General features: G+C 67.9%; 13 protein-coding genes. 2 read left to right on the forward strand and 11 right to left on the reverse strand.

Annotated features, from left to right (window positions below; translation table 11 throughout):
- Window positions 1-111: 111 nt before the first annotated feature.
- Window positions 112-1,215 (reverse strand): polysaccharide deacetylase family protein, encoded by a 1,104-nt coding sequence (locus ACWDLG_RS17185; RefSeq protein WP_449920872.1) that lies wholly within the window; start codon window positions 1,213-1,215, stop codon window positions 112-114.
- 893 nt (window positions 1,216-2,108) lie between these two features.
- Window positions 2,109-4,799: a DNA polymerase I gene (gene polA, locus ACWDLG_RS17190; protein ID WP_449920874.1), complete on the reverse strand. Its 2,691-nt coding sequence runs from the start codon at window positions 4,797-4,799 to the stop codon at window positions 2,109-2,111.
- 119 nt (window positions 4,800-4,918) lie between these two features.
- Between polA and ACWDLG_RS17195 the strand changes: the two genes are divergently transcribed.
- Window positions 4,919-5,263, forward strand: coding sequence for a PaaI family thioesterase (locus ACWDLG_RS17195; RefSeq protein ID WP_449921428.1), 345 nt, complete (start codon window positions 4,919-4,921; stop codon window positions 5,261-5,263).
- A gap of 153 nt (window positions 5,264-5,416) precedes the next feature.
- Here the strand turns inward: ACWDLG_RS17195 and ACWDLG_RS17200 are convergent, their stop codons facing one another.
- From ACWDLG_RS17200 to ACWDLG_RS17210, 3 genes are read right to left on the reverse strand one after another with little or no spacing between them, the layout of a single operon-like run.
- Entirely contained in the window at window positions 5,417-6,169 is a 753-nt protein-coding gene (locus ACWDLG_RS17200) for an amino acid ABC transporter ATP-binding protein (RefSeq protein WP_354910543.1), read from the reverse strand.
- Window positions 6,170-6,177: 8 nt separating this feature from the next.
- Complete coding sequence (locus ACWDLG_RS17205) at window positions 6,178-7,068, reverse strand: amino acid ABC transporter permease (protein WP_449920877.1); 891 nt, start codon at window positions 7,066-7,068, stop codon at window positions 6,178-6,180.
- 3 nt (window positions 7,069-7,071) lie between these two features.
- Window positions 7,072-8,001, reverse strand: coding sequence for an ABC transporter substrate-binding protein (locus tag ACWDLG_RS17210; protein WP_354910497.1), 930 nt, complete (start codon window positions 7,999-8,001; stop codon window positions 7,072-7,074).
- Window positions 8,002-8,198: 197 nt separating this feature from the next.
- On the opposite strand from ACWDLG_RS17210, the gene ACWDLG_RS17215 reads away from it, so the two are divergent.
- The gene (locus ACWDLG_RS17215) at window positions 8,199-8,744 is read left to right on the forward strand and encodes a DUF4352 domain-containing protein (protein ID WP_449920880.1); all 546 of its coding nucleotides are present in this window, start codon (window positions 8,199-8,201) and stop codon (window positions 8,742-8,744) included.
- Window positions 8,745-8,794: 50 nt separating this feature from the next.
- Here the strand turns inward: ACWDLG_RS17215 and ACWDLG_RS17220 are convergent, their stop codons facing one another.
- The 6 genes from ACWDLG_RS17220 to ACWDLG_RS17245 all read right to left on the reverse strand — a co-directional run bounded on the left by ACWDLG_RS17220 (window position 8,795) and on the right by ACWDLG_RS17245 (window position 14,646).
- On the reverse strand, window positions 8,795-9,532 hold the full coding sequence (locus ACWDLG_RS17220) for an ABC transporter ATP-binding protein (protein WP_449920883.1): 738 nt from the start codon (window positions 9,530-9,532) through the stop codon (window positions 8,795-8,797).
- Window positions 9,522-10,262, reverse strand: coding sequence for an ABC transporter ATP-binding protein (locus ACWDLG_RS17225; RefSeq protein WP_354910542.1), 741 nt, complete (start codon window positions 10,260-10,262; stop codon window positions 9,522-9,524). Before ACWDLG_RS17225 ends, ACWDLG_RS17220 begins: the two co-directional genes overlap by 11 nt.
- Window positions 10,263-10,303: 41 nt before the next feature.
- Window positions 10,304-11,437 (reverse strand): branched-chain amino acid ABC transporter permease, encoded by a 1,134-nt coding sequence (locus ACWDLG_RS17230; RefSeq protein WP_354910490.1) that lies wholly within the window; start codon window positions 11,435-11,437, stop codon window positions 10,304-10,306.
- A 14-nt stretch (window positions 11,438-11,451) separates the two neighbouring features.
- Window positions 11,452-12,420 carry a branched-chain amino acid ABC transporter permease gene (locus ACWDLG_RS17235; protein ID WP_354910487.1) on the reverse strand — a complete coding sequence of 323 codons (969 nt, stop codon included), beginning with the start codon at window positions 12,418-12,420 and terminating at the stop codon, window positions 11,452-11,454.
- 140 nt (window positions 12,421-12,560) lie between these two features.
- Entirely contained in the window at window positions 12,561-13,718 is a 1,158-nt protein-coding gene (locus tag ACWDLG_RS17240; RefSeq protein ID WP_449920887.1) for a branched-chain amino acid ABC transporter substrate-binding protein, read from the reverse strand.
- A 361-nt stretch (window positions 13,719-14,079) separates the two neighbouring features.
- On the reverse strand, window positions 14,080-14,646 hold the full coding sequence (locus tag ACWDLG_RS17245; RefSeq protein WP_449921429.1) for an ANTAR domain-containing response regulator: 567 nt from the start codon (window positions 14,644-14,646) through the stop codon (window positions 14,080-14,082).
- Window positions 14,647-14,762 lie beyond the last annotated feature (116 nt).

Raw genomic sequence — 14,762 nt, forward strand, 5'->3', positions numbered from 1 at the left:
CGTCTGAGGCGCGCGCGAGCCCACAGCGCAGCGATCAGCATATGAGACCTGGCGGGCGGGGTCAATCCGAGGACACGGGAGTGCAACGGGCGCAAAGCCGCGTGAGGCCGCCTAGTAGGCGTTGAGCTGGGCTCTCCGCTTGGCAGCGATATTACCCGCAGATTTCCGTGGGATGGAGATCCGCTGTGGGTCTCCATCGGAGACGTAGCGCTCACCAGGGTGCTTGTTCAGCCATTCCAGCCAGTACTCCGAGCACCACTTCCGGCATTCGCCCCGTTTGCCGTTGCTCTGGATGCGTTGGATCGCACCCCGATCGAAATTTTTCGCGTAAGGCGAAACGGAGGGCTCCGCTCCTGCGAGGAAGACGCCGGCGAAATCATATCCGGTGCCGTTCCATGATCCGGCCCTGGCGATCTTCTTGGGGTGCGGCATGGAGCCGAACGGCAGCGCGAGCGTGTCGCCCTCCGGCGCGCCGAGCTTCTTCAGCAGCCGTTGCAGCCTGACGATCTGCTCCCTGACCTTCTTGTCCGGCAGCACGGCCAGGTTGGGGTGGCCCCAGGTGTGGTTGGCCACCTCGAAGCCGTGGTCGGTCAGCCACCGGACGGCCCTGGCCTGGTCGTCCTGCCGCTGCAGCCCGAACGGCTGGCGGTTGACCCAGAAGGTGGCCACGGGCCGGAAGCCGGGGTACTTCCTGGCCACGTCGTAGATGATCGCGACGGCGGTGTCCTTCTTCGGCATGCCCGCGCCGTCCAGCGCGAAGTGGCTCGGGTGGCCGTCGTCGAAGGTGAGCACGACGGGGAACTTGCCGGCCGGCACCGCGATGTCGCCGGTCACGAACTCCTTGGCGGTGATCGGGACGTACCCCTGCCTGGCCAGCTTCTCCAGCTCCTGGCGGAACTGCGAGGGCGTGCGGTCGATCGACGCGAACCGCTTCTTCATGATCCGGTGATACATGATCGCCGGGACCAGGCCGAGCTCGTTGGCCTTCACCTGCTTGGCGAACTCCGGCGTGGCGGTGACCGGGGGCGGCCGGTCGGAACTGGGCAGGTCCGCTTCCGCCTCGGGGGTCGCAGGAGCGTTCCCTGACGGCTTGGCCGTGCCGACCGTCGCGGCCTGCCCGACGGTGGGCTCGCCGGCTGTGGGCAGCAGTAAGAGGGTGGCGATCGCGATCGTGATGACCACGACGTTGGCTATCCCGATGATCCGCGTGAGCAACGCTGAATTCCGCACTGAACTCCCGTGCCGATCGGGGGCAGACCAACCATCTCAGCCTAGACCAGAACGGCTCAGAGGCTTTCATGATCGATCCGCCCGGTGGTCACATTCCCCTGCCGCTGCCCGCCGCCGGCGGCCGCAACCCCGCGCCGAGCGCTTCCCGCACAGGCCGGCCCTGTCCAGCCGAGGCACCCACCCGTCACGAGCAGGGCGCATCCCCGGCCGGGCGGGTCACGGGCGAGGTCAGGATCCCGAGCGAGTCACGCCGACCGAGTCACGCCGAGCGCCGCGCATCCGGACGGCCACGCGCCGGACGCAGCGCACGAGCGTTCAGGAGGAGACCCGCCCGGCCCGGACGGAGCGCACGGGCCTCCGGAAGGACACCCGCCAGGCTCGGACGCAGCGCACGGGCCTCCGGAAGGACACCCGCCAGGCCCAAACGGAGCGCACGGGCCTCCGGCAGGACAACCTGGGCAGGTCGTTCGCCGGCGGACAGGCGCCGTGCCGAGGGCGCGGGAAGCGCCGCTCCCCCGAGACGAACAGCCCGTCAGTCACCCCCGTGGCCGGCGGCAGCGGCCACGGCAGGCCGCGCGCGAGCGTCCGCCCGCGGTCCGAGGAAGGCGGCCGACGACCCCGGCGTCCGCCACCCCGGCCCCGCGGGGCTGGAGCGGCGTGATGGACGGGCGCCGGCCCCGTGCCCAGAGTGGCCTCTCCCCCGCGTGCCGTACAGGCACGGGGACTTCTCCCGCGCGCACAGGCATGGGGCCTCTCCCCTGCGTGCCGTACAGGCACGGGAGCCTGTCCCGTGAAACGGGCGCGGTGGCCTCTCGCGTGCGCGTACAGGCACCCCCGTCGGTGCGCCCGGCGGGCATCCCCGGCCGGACGCCCGGCGGTCAGTGGCCGGCGTCCTCCCAGGTGCGGCCGACGCCGACAGAGACCTCCAGGGGCACGCGCAGGCTGTAGGCCGAGTTCATCTGGTCGCAGACGACCTGGCGGAGCGTCTCCAGCTCGCCAGGGGCCACCTCGAAGACCAGCTCGTCGTGCACCTGCAGCAGCATGCGCGAGCGCAGCCCCTCCTCGCGCAGCGCCTGGCTCACGTGGAGCATCGCGACCTTGATGATGTCGGCCGCCGAGCCCTGGATCGGCGCGTTGAGCGCCATCCGCTCGGCCATCTCCCGCCGCTGCCTGTTGTCGCTGGTCAGGTCGGGCAGGTAGCGGCGGCGGCCCATGATGGTCTCGGTGTAACCGTCCTTGCGGGCCTGGGTGACGATCTCGTGCAGGAAGTCGCGGACCCCGCCGAACTCCTCGAAGTACTCCTCCTTGAGCGCCCTGGCCTCGGCGACGGGGATGTTGAGCTGGCCCGACAGGCCGAAGTCGGACAGCCCGTAGGCCAGGCCGTAGTTCATCGCCTTGATGCGGGCCCGCAGCTCGCCGTCGACCTGCTCGGGCGGCAGGTCGAAGACGCGGGCGGCGGTCGCCTGGTGGAAGTCGTGGCCCGACTCGAAGGCGGCGATCAGCGACTCGTCGCCCGACAGGTGGGCCATGATCCGCAGCTCGATCTGGCTGTAGTCGGCCGTCAGCAGCGTCTCGTAGCCCTCCCCGACGACGAAGCCCTGCCGGATGCGGCGGCCCTCGGACGTGCGGATCGGGATGTTCTGCAGGTTGGGCTTCTCGCTCGACAGGCGCCCGGTGGCGGCGACGATCTGGTTGAACGTCGTGTGGATGCGTCCGTTGTCGGAGATCTCCTTGATCAGCCCCTCGACCGTGGTGCGCAGCTTCTGCTGGTCGCGGTGGCGCAGCATGATGACCGGCAGCTCGTGGTCGGTCTGCGTGGCCAGCCAGGCGAGCGCGTCGGCGTCGGTGGTGTAGCCGGTCTTGGTCTTCTTCGTCTTGGGCAGGTTGAGCCTGACGAAGAAGATCTCCTGCAGCTGCTTGGGCGAGCCGAGGTTGAACGGCTCGCCGACCACGCGGTGCGCCTCCTCGACGGCCTGCTTGACGGCGGCGCCGAACTCGGCCTCCAGGCCCGCGAGGTAGGCGCGGTCGGCGCCGATGCCGGCCCGCTCCATCTCGGCCAGCACGCTCAGCAGCGGGAGTTCGACGTCCTCCAGCAGCTGGGTGCCGCCCCGCCCGGCCAGGAACGACTCCAGCGAGTCGGCCAGCTCGCGCACCGCGTGGGCGCGCAGGGCGAGGTCCTTGGCGGGCGCGTCCTCGTCGTCGCCGAACAGCGCGGCCTGGCCGCCGGACTCCTCCTCGACCTTGAGGTCGCGGTGGAGGTAGCGGCGGGCCAGATCCTCGAGGGCGAAGGTGCGCTGGCCGGGCATGGCCAGGTAGGCGGCCAGCGCCGTGTCGCACGACAGGCCCTTCAGCTCCATCCCCTGGGCCCACAGGGCCAGCATGGGCCCCTTGGCGTCGTGGACGGCCTTCGGCCTCGCCTCGTCGCCCAGCCACGCCCTGAGGGCGCTCTCGTCGGCCTCGGTGAGCCGTGTGGGGTCGATGTGGGCGGCCGTGCCGTCGGGCGAGGCGATCGCGATGCCGTCGATGCGGCCGCGGCCGCTGCCGTAGGCGCCGCGGAAGGCCACTCCCGCGCGGCCCTCGGGCATCGCCGACAGCCATCCGGCCACCCTGTCGGGGCCGAGGATCACGGTCTCGACCTCGAAGCCCTGCTCGGGCTCCGCCTCGCCGGTGCCGAGCACCTTGAAGACACGCTCGCGCAGCTCGCCGCGGATCTGCAGGGAGTCGAACAGCTTGTTGATCTCCTCGCGGTCCCAGGTGCCCTGCCGCAGCTCGGCCAGGTCGGCCTCGAGGGGCACGTCGCGCAGCAGCTCGGTCAGCCGCCGGTTCATCAGGACCTGGGCGACGTGCTCGCGCAGCTTGTCGCCGACCTTGCCCTTGACCTCGTCGACCCGGTCGATGAGGGCGGTCAGCGAGCCGAACTCGCGCACCCACTTGGCCGCGGTCTTCTCGCCCACGCCGGGGATGCTCAGCAGGTTGTCGCTGGGGTCGCCGCGCAGCGCGGCGAAGTCGGGATACTGCTGCGGGGTCAGGTCGTACTTCTCCTGCACGGCCTCGGGAGTGAAGCGGGTCATGTCGCTGATGCCGCGCCGGGTCATCAGCACCGTGACCGCGGGGCTGACCAGCTGGAGCGCGTCGCGGTCGCCGGTGACGATCAGGACGTTCATGTCCTCGGCGGCGGCGCGGGTGGCCAGCGTGGCGATCAAATCGTCCGCCTCGTAGCCGGCCAGCGACAGCCGCGGGATGCGCAGCGTGTCGAGCAGCTCGAAGATCAGCTGCATCTGGCCGCGGAAGTCCTCCGGCGTCTCGCTGCGGTTGGCCTTGTAGTCGGCGTACTCGGCATGCCGGAACGTGGGCTCGGACCGGTCGAAGCACACCACCACGTTGGTCGGCTGCTCATCCCGCAGGATGTTGGTCAGCATGGAGGTGAACCCGTAGACCGCCTCGGTGTGCTGACCGTCGGTGGTCATCAGGTTGGCATCCTTCAAGGCGTAGAACGCCCGATAGGCAAGGGAATGCCCATCCAGGAGCAACAGGCACGGACGGGCGGGGGTCACTTCACTCTTCGGCACACTCGCAGCCTAGTCTCCATGTGCGACAGAAAACGTGAGCTCTAGGCACAGGAGGCATCCCCTTGACGTTCGACGTGGCAGCGGTGAACGAGCTGAACAAGGGCACGATCGGCGAGCGCATGGGCATCGAGTTCCTCGAGGCCGCCGCCGGGCGGGTGGTGGCGAGGATGCCGGTGAAAGGCAACACCCAGCCGTACGGCCTGCTGCACGGCGGCGCCTCGGTGGTCCTCGCCGAGTCGATCGGCTCGATCGGCGCGGCCATCCACGCCGGACCCCGGCGCATCGCGGTGGGGATCGAGATCAACGCCACCCACCACAGGTCCGCGACCGAGGGTTACGTGACCGGCGTGGGCACCATGCTGCACGGCGGCAGGTCACTGGCGAGCTACGAGGTGGTGATCACCGACGAGCAGGGCCGCCGGGTGTGCACCTCGCGCATCACCTGCATGCTGCGGGACGCGTGAGTCACAGGCGCGACTTGTGCCTATTCTTTGCGCGCCCGCCCCGGGGATCGCTACGGTGGTGCCGACAGACCCGCGGGGAGGCCGAGTAGAAAACGTGTGGGGCCGGGGAAGCCCTGCACGGTCCCAAAGGCCCCCCCGGGTTGCCCCTTACGGCTAGAGCACCTTCGACAGGAACAGCTTCGTCCGCTCGTGCTGCGGATTGCCCAGCACCTCGCGCGGCGCCCCCTTCTCGACGACGACGCCGTCGTCCATGAACACCAGCGAGTCGCCGACCTCGCGCGCGAAGCCCATCTCGTGGGTGACCACGACCATGGTCATGCCCTCCCGCGCCAGTCCCTTCATGACGTCGAGGACCTCGCCGACCAGCTCGGGGTCGAGCGCGGAGGTCGGCTCGTCGAAGAGCATGAGCTTCGGCTGCATGGCCAGCGCCCTGGCGATCGCCACGCGCTGCTGCTGGCCGCCGGACAGCTGGGCGGGGTAGTTGCGCATCTTCGCGCCCAGCCCGACCCGCTCCAGCAGCTCGGCGGCCCTGGCGCGGACGGCGGCCGAGGACTCCCGCTTGACCCGCTGGGGCGCCTCCATGACGTTCTCCAGCGCGGTCATGTGCGGGAAGAGGTTGAAGCGCTGGAACACCATGCCGATGTCCTTGCGCTGCGCGGCGACCTCCTTCTCCTTGAGCTCGTGCAGCTTGCCGCCGTGCTCGCGGTAGCCGATCAGCTTGCCGTCGACCCACAGGCGGCCGGCGTTGATCTTCTCCAGGTGGTTGATGCAGCGCAGGAAGGTGGACTTGCCCGATCCCGACGGGCCGATGACGCACATCACCTCGCCGTTGCGCACCTCGAGGTCGATGCCCTTGAGCACCTCGACGTGGCCGAAGTTCTTGCAGACCTGCTCGGCCCTGACCATCACATCGCTCACGCCGCACCGCCTATGATCCTGACCCGGCCGCCGCCAGGGTGCGCTCCCCTGGCGAAGTGGCGCTCCAGGTAGTACTGCCCCACCATCATGATCGAGGAAAGGATCAGGTACCAGATGCACGCCATGATCAGCATCGGGATGACCTGATAGGTCGAGGCGTAGATCGTCTGCGCGGTGAAGGTCAGCTCGAGGTACGGCACGGCCGCCACCAGCGAGGTGTTCTTCAGCATCGAGATGGCCTCGTTGCCCGTCGGCGGCACGATGACGCGCATCGCCTGCGGCAGGACGATCCTGCGCATCGTCTGCATGCGGGTCATGCCCAGCGCCTGGGAGGCCTCCTGCTGGCCGGGATCGACCGACACGATGCCGGCCCTGATGATCTCGGCCATGTAGGCGGCCTCGTTCAGGATCAGGCCGATCGCCGCCACCAGGGCCAGATTCCCCACCAGCGACTGCGTGCTGAAGCTGATGAACTCCGGCCCGAAGGGGATGCCGAGGCTCAACGTCGGGAACAGCGCCCCGATGGCGCTCCAGATCAGCAGCTGGGTGTAGAGCGGGGTGCCGCGGAAGATCCACAGGTACACCCACGCCGTGCCGCGCATCAGCGGGTTGGGCGACATCCGCATCAGCGCGAGCACGACGCCCAAGCCGATGCCGCCGACCATGGCCACGAGCGTGAGCCAGATCGTGTTGCGCACGCCGTTCAGGACCGGCGCGGACAGGAAGTACCGCCACTGCTCGGGCCAGTTGTAGTTCGGGTTGGTGATGAGGTTGCTCACCAGCATCGCGGCGAGCACCACGATGACGGCCGCCGCCACCCACCGGCCGGGGTGCCGGACGGGCACGGCCCTGATCACCTCAGGGCGTGCCCTCTCCGTGTCGCTCATGGGTTATCCCTGTGCTCCGTTGATGACCGGGTCCGTGATGGCACCGTCGCCGACGCCCCACTTGTCGAGGATCGACTTGTAGGTGCCGTCCGCGATGAGCTCCTTCAGCGCGCCGAGCCACGCGTCCTTGAAGGTCGCGGAGTTCTTTCCGATGGCGTAGCCGTAGGGCGCGGTGTCGTAGGCCTGGCCGATGATCTCCAGCTTGCCGCCGGTCTGCTTGACCGCGTAGCCGACGATGGGCGAGTCGGCGAGCATGCCGTCGATCTTGCCCGACACCAGGTCGGCGTTGACCTCGGTCTGCTGCTTGCGCACGACCTGCTCGATGGCGGGCTTGCCCGCCTTGGTGCACTCCTCGCTCTTGGCCTTGATGTCGTCGACCTGCACGGTGCCCTGCTGCACACCGATCTTCTTGCCGCAGGCGTCGGCGGGGTTGACCGCCTTCGGGTTGCCCGTCTGGGTGGCCCAGGAGGTGCCCGCGGAGTAGTAGGTGACGAAGTCGACGACCTTCTCCCGCTCCTTGTTGTCCGTGAAGGAGGAGGCGCCCAGCTCGTACTTGCCCGACTGCAGGCCCGGGATGATCGTGTCGAAGCCGGCGTTCTGGAACTCGGCGGTCAGGCCGAGCTTGCCCGCGACGGCCTCCACCAGCTCGACGTCCCAGCCCACGATCTTCTGCGTGGCGGGGTCGACCGACTCGTTCGGCGGGTAGGAGGCGTCGACACCGACGATCAGCTTGCCGTCCGACTTGATGGCGTCGGGCACCATCGCCGCCAGCGTGCTCTGCGGGCTGGCCGCCGCCGAGGAGGCCCCGGTTGCCGCCGTGGCCGCCGGACTGGCGGCAGTGGTGCCGCCTCCGCCACCACAGGCCGTGAGCGTCAGCGCGCCCGCGACGACGAACGTGCCAGCCGCGAGCGCGCGGCGGGAAAGAGTACCCATACTCACAACGGTCCCCTTCGGTTCCTGGTCTTGTCGCAGAGATGCTCCCGCAAGCTTGTCACCAGGCAGATCACCGCTCAGACACAATCGGACAACTTCCTACAAGCGTAAGTCTTTCGATGAAGACCGAATATCGGCTCAACATCTCTTGCGGCGGACACCTGTCACATTGCCCGCCCTCCTCGTACGGTGGCGACGTGCGCCGACCCGTCCTCACCGCGTGCGCCCTCGTGGCGCTGAGCGCCCTCCTGGCCGCCTGCAGCCCCGCACCTCCACCGGCGAAGCCTCAGGCCAGCCCGACCTACGACCTGCCGGCCCGCCCGGTCCGCGTCAACGAGGTGCCGATCCACGCGGCGCCCGTCACCGACGGCGACACGCGATTTCAGGTGATCGGCCTGCAGACCGGCCAGGCCAGCCTCTCAGGCAGCCACGCGGAGTGGCCCGCCAAGGGGCAGTTCGTCACTGTCCGTGTCGTGGTGGAGAACCCGGGAAGATCCACGTCCCGGTTCGACGCGCGCAAGCAGCGGCTCGTCACGGCCGACGGGCGGGAATTCCCCATCAGCGACACCGCGCAGATCACCAAACGCCAGCCCGTCGAGATCCCGGTGGGCGCCGGCGTGCGCATGGAGATGGACCTCTGGTTCGACATCCCCAAGGACGCCAGACCCACCGCGGTCAAGCTGTACGGTGACCCGCCCATCGGCTATCCCACCACCGACGGCGTCCAGGTGGCGCTCACGTGAGGGTGAGGTGAGCGCGGGCGGAACCTGGACGGCCCCGCCCGCGCCGTACGTCAGTGCTGCTGGCCGTTGGGGCTGGTCTCGCCCAGGTCGCCGCCCAGATAGGCGGCGCGCACGGCCGGGTCGTTGAGAAGGTCGTGCGCCGGAGCGCTCTTGACGATCTTCCCGGTCTCCAGCACGTAGGCCCGGTGGGCCAGTTGCAGCGCCTGCTGGGCGTTCTGCTCCACCAGCAGGACCGTCGTGCCCCTGCGGTTGATCTCCTCGATGATGTCGAAGATCTGCTTGACCAGTAGCGGCGCCAGACCCATCGAGGGCTCGTCGAGCAGGAGCACCTTCGGCTTGGCCATCAGCGCCCTGCCGATCGCCAGCATCTGCTGCTCACCGCCGGACATCGTGCCCGCGGCCTGGTTGCGCCGCTCGGCGAGCCTGGGGAACAGCTCGTAGGCCTCGTTTAGCTCGGGGGCGATGTCGCCGCTGCGCGAGTAGGCGCCCATCAGCAGGTTGTCGTGGACCGACATGCCGGGGAAGATGCCGCGGCCCTCGGGCGCCTGGCCCAGGCCCGCCTCGACCCGCTTGTGGCCGGCCAGCTTGCTGATGTCCTTGCCGTCGAAGACGATCGAGCCCGACGACAGCGGGCGCAGGCCCGAGATGGTCTTCAGCGTGGTCGTCTTGCCCGCGCCGTTGGCGCCGATGAGTGTGACGATCTCGCCCTCGTTGACCTCGACCGAGATGCCCTTGATCGCCTCGATCTTGCCGTAGTGGACGTGGATGTCCTTGACCTCAAGAAGCATCTGCGGGTGCCCCCAAGTACGCCTCGATGACCCGAGGGTCGTTCCGCACCTCGTCGGGCAGGCCGTCCGCGATCTTCTGACCGAAGTCGATGACGCCGATGCGGTCGCTGATGCCCATGACGAGGCTCATGTCGTGCTCGATCAGCAGGACGGTGCGCCCCGCGTCCCGGATCTTCCTGATGAGCTGCTGCAGCGACTCCTTCTCCGCGGGGTTCATGCCCGCCGCGGGCTCGTCGAGCAGCAGCAGCTTCGGCTTGGTGGCCAGCGCCCTGGCGATCTCCAGCCGGCGCTGGTCACCGTAGGCGAGATTCTTGGCGTAGTCGCCGGCCCGGCTGGCCACGCCGCAGAACTCCAGCAGCTCCATCGCCAGCTCGCGGCCCTCGCGCTCGGCCTTGCGGTGCCACGGCAGGCCGAGAGCCACGCTGACCATGCCCGACCTGTGGTGCGCGTCGGCGCCCACCATGACGTTCTCCAGCGCCGACATGTTGTGGAACAGCCGGATGTTCTGGAACGTACGGGCGATGCCCCGCTTGGTGATCTTGAAGCGCTTCAGGCCGCTGATCTTCTCGCCCTCGAAGCGCACCTCGCCCTCGGTCGGCTGGTAGACGCCGGTGACCACGTTGAACACCGTGGTCTTGCCGGCGCCGTTCGGGCCGATCAGCGCGAAGATCTCGCCCTCGTTGACGGTGAGCTCGACGCCGCGCAGCGCCGTCACGCCGCCGAAGCGCATCGTGAGCCCTCGCAGCTCGAGCAGGGCCTTCTTCTCCTGGTTCACTTGCTGGCCCCCTCAACGACCTCGGGCTTGGCCTCGGGCCCCGCGACCTCTGCACCGAGACTGCCCATGCCGCCCGAACCTTCCTTCAGCTCGGCCTTGCGTTGTCTGGAGGGCAGCAGACCCTCCGGCCTGAAGATCATCAGAGCGACCAGCACCGCACCGAAGATCAGCATGCGGTATTCCTGCAGGCCACGGAAGCGCTCGGGCAGCCACGCGACGATGAACGCGCCCAGCATGACACCCGGAAGGTTGCCCGCGCCACCCATGACCACCGCGGCCAGGATCGTCGCCGACAGCAGGAACAGGAAGTCGTTCGGGTTCAGCGAGATGACCTTGGCCGCCCAGACCACGCCCATCGCGCCACCGATCGAGGCGCCGATGGCGAAGGCGAGCATCTTGAACCTGAAGGTCGGCACGCCCATGACCTCGGCGGCGTCCTCGTCCTCCCGGATGGCCGCCCAGGCCCGGCCGACACGGCTCTTCTCCCAGCGCTTCACCAGGATGATCACGACGACCGCGAGCGCGACCAGCATGTAGTAGTACGGCCGCGGGTCCAGCACGCCGTACTTGAAGATCTGGATGCCGAACAGCTCCACACCCTCGATGCTCGGCGGGTGCGGGATGCCGCGGATACCGTTCGGGCCGCCGATCGCGTCGGTGTTGCGGGCCGTGATGCGGATGATCTCACCGAAGCCCAGCGTGACGATCGCCAGGTAGTCACCGCGCAGCCGCAGCGTCGGCGCTCCCAGCACGACGCCGGACAGGGCGCAGATGAGGATGCCGACGACCAGGATCTCCCAGAAGTTCCAGCCCAGCCTGGTGCCCAGCAGGCCCATCGCGTAGCCGCCCACCGCGTAGAAGGCGACGTACCCGAGGTCGAGCAGACCGGCCTGGCCGACCACCACGTTGAGGCCGATCGCCAGCACCACGAAGGTGCCGATCGGGAAGAACAGCACGCTCGCCCAGTCGGAGTACGGCGACATGATCGGCGCCAGCGAGTCCGACGGGAGGAGCAGCGCGGCGACGATGAGCAGGATGTAGACCGCCCAGCGCTGCCACCAGGGAGCCACGGCCCACGCGTGGTGCAGGCGGTCGGTGAAACCGCCCCACGCGGAACGGATGTTTGACATTGCGTTCTTCTGGTTCATGCGCGCGCCTGCTGGAGTGATTCACCGAGAAGACCGGTGGGCCGGAACATCAGGACCAAGACGAGGACCGTGAACGAGATCACGTGCTTCCAGTCGGAGCCGAAGATGATGGCGCCGTAGTTCTCCACCAACCCCAGCGCGATTCCGCCGACCAAGGCGCCACGAAGGTTTCCGATGCCGCCGAGAACGGCCGCGGTGAAGGCTTTGATGCCGAAGAGAAAACCGATGTAGTAGTTGGTGTTCTCGTACGCGAGCAGATACAGCGCGCCGGCCACACCGGCCATCGCGCCGCCGATCAAGAACGTCATCTGGACGATCTTGTTGATGTCGACGCCCATGAGCACCGCGGCCTCGGGATTCTGCGCGGTCGCGCGAATACCACGGCCGATCTTGGTCCGGTTGACCAACCGCTCCAGCAGGATCATCATCAGCAGCGCGGACACGACCACGAACACCTGGTGAGCCATCACCTTGTGACCGAAGATCGAGAACAGCTCCGTGCGCTCCATGATGCGCGGCAGGCCCATCTGAATGCGGCCGCGCTCAGGCCTGTCGAAGACGGTAGGGATGATCAGGAGCGCGAACAGCTCCTGAAGGAAGATGGAGGCGCCGATGGCCGAGATGAGCGCGGCCAGGCGGGAGGCGCCACGCTTGCGCAGCGGGCGGTAGGCGATCCGCTCGAGCGCCGCGGCGGTGCCCGCCGAGGCGAGCGCACCGGCCGCGATCATGGCCACGACGAGGCCGACCAACGCGACACCGGTCAGGGGCGAGTTGATGCCGAGCGCGAACGGCACGTACATCGCGCCGAAAGTGCCGATCATGAACACTTCGGAGTGCGCGAAGTTGATCAGCCGCAGCACGCCGTACACCATCGTGTATCCGAGCGCGATCAGCGCGTAAATGGATCCGAAGGCAAGGCCGTCAATGGTTTGCGGCCAGAACTGAGCAAAGAAGTCATTGAACACTTGACGATAACCACTTCTAGGCGAGGGTTCTCCAGCACTGCCGGTAGCGAATGCGCGAAAGGAGCGGGACCGCTCGCGGCGATCCCGCTCCCCGCGTTCATCAGCTACCCGATCTCACCTGAGAGACAGGCGGGAGACCGTTACCCGAGCTTGGCCTCGGAAGCCTTGCCGAGCAGGCTGATGTTGCCACCCTTGACCTGGTACATGTAAATGTCCTTGGCCACGACCTCACCATTGGACTCGAACTTCACCTGCTTGGAAACGCCGGGGAAGTCGACCGTCTGGATGAAGGTGTTGATGTCCTCGGGCGTCACCTTGCCGGCCTTGACGGCCTCGATGAAGACCGAGGCGGCGTCGAAGCCCTCGGTGGCGTAGATGGCGGGGTCGGCGCTGTAGGCGGCCTTGTAGTCGGCCGCGAACTTCTTGACCTTCTCGTCGGTCACGTCAGGCGTGGCGATGTAGCAGGGGCAGCCCACGAGCGCACCCTCGGCGTTGGCCGCGCCGGCGCCCTCGATGAGACCCTTGTCCAGCGAACCGTCGCCGCTGAAGAACTTGGCGTCCTTCACACCCTTGTCACGCAGCTGCTTGAGCAGCGGACCTGCCGCCGCGTAGTAGCCGCCGAAGAAGATGGCGTCGGGCTTGCCCGCGGCCACCTTGTTGACCACCGAGGAGAAGTCACTCTCCGCCGGGTCGAGCGAGTCGTCGGTGACGGTCACGCCCTTGGACTTCAGCTGCGCGCGGACAGCGTCGGCCAGCGGCTTGCCGTACTCGGACTTGTCGTCGATCACGAAGACGTTCTTGGCCGCGGCGGCGCCGGCGATGAAGTCGGCGATGCCGGGACCCTGCACGCTGTCGTTCGGCAGCACGCGGTGCCAGTACTTCCAGCCGTTCTGTGCCAGCGCGGCGTTGGTCGCCGAAGCCGAGACACTCGGAATCTTGGCCTCTTCAAGCACCGGAGCCACCTGGGCGGACTCACCGGAGAACGCGGGGCCGACCAGAGCCACGATCTTGTCGGTCTTGATGGCCTGCTGAGCGAGGCCGACCGCCTTGGTGGCGTCAGCCTGGCTGTCGTACTCCACCATCTCGATCTTGACCTTGGGGTTGGTCGCGTTGTACTGGTCGATGGCCAGCTTCGCGCCGTTCCTGGGCGGGATCACGATGCCCGCGTTGGAGCCAGTCAGGTCGCCCATGAAGCCAATCTTGACAGTGGTGGGCGCCGCTTCACCGCCACCAGTGGGCGCTCCCGCGGGAGCGTCGGAGCCGCCGCCGCACGCAGCGAGACCGAGCGTGAGAGCCATACCAACGGCAAGCGCGCCGCCGAAGCGAGCAATCTTTGGCCGCAAGGCTGCCTTCCTTTCGCCTGATCCTTTGTCAGGACCGGAATCACAGAGTCATACCCATGCTGGGCTGACCCAGGGGGGTTGTGACGGTTAGTACAGCCAGGAGATGTCACGGGTTGGTACAGCGAACAGCCTCGTTACCGCTTCGTTATTACACCGATCCTTTACGGCTACCGCAGCGAATTGAAAGGTCAAACAACCTCAAAGGAACGTTCCACAGTATGAAACGACCAGTAGACACTTCCGCACAACAGAGGGCATGCTGATGTGAAATCGGCCGGCGGATGACGCTGTGGCGGTCGGGAATCCGGCCGATTCCTCACCCCTGCTTGGCGGAGTCGTCCACGACGATCTGCGCCACCTCGCGCATGCTCAGCCGGCGGTCCATCGAGGCTTTCTGGATCCACCTGAACGCCTGGGGCTCGCTCCAGCCGTGCTGGGCCATCAGCAGACCCTTGGCTCGCTCGACGAGCTTGCGGGTCTCCAGCCGGCCCGACAGCGACGACACCTCGGCCGCCAGCGCCACCATCTCCTCATGCCTGCTGACCGCCATCTCGATCGCCGGCACGAGATCGGCCTTGGTGAACGGCTTGACCAGGTAGGCCATGGCGCCCGCGTCACGCGCCCGCTCCACCAGGTCACGCTGGGAGAAGGCGGTGAGGATGAGGCAGGGCGCGACCCTGTCGGCCACGATCCGCTCGGCGGCGGAGATGCCATCGAGGATGGGCATCTTCACATCGAGGATCACCAGGTCGGGACGGAGCTCGGTGGCCAGCTTGATCGCGTGCTCGCCGTCACCGGCCTCGCCCACGACGACGTAGCCGTCCTCCTGGAGCATCTCCTTGAGGTCGAGGCGGATCAGCGCCTCGTCTTCCGCGATCACCACTCGCCGCTGCGTACTCACGAGCAGAAGCCTACCGACGTCCGCTAGATTAGATCCACGCTGGCGTCCGGGGCTGATCCACCGCTGTGGGTAGACTCTGGACAGCAGAACCGGACAAG

The sequence above is a fragment of the Nonomuraea sp. NPDC003727 genome (assembly GCF_053586935.1).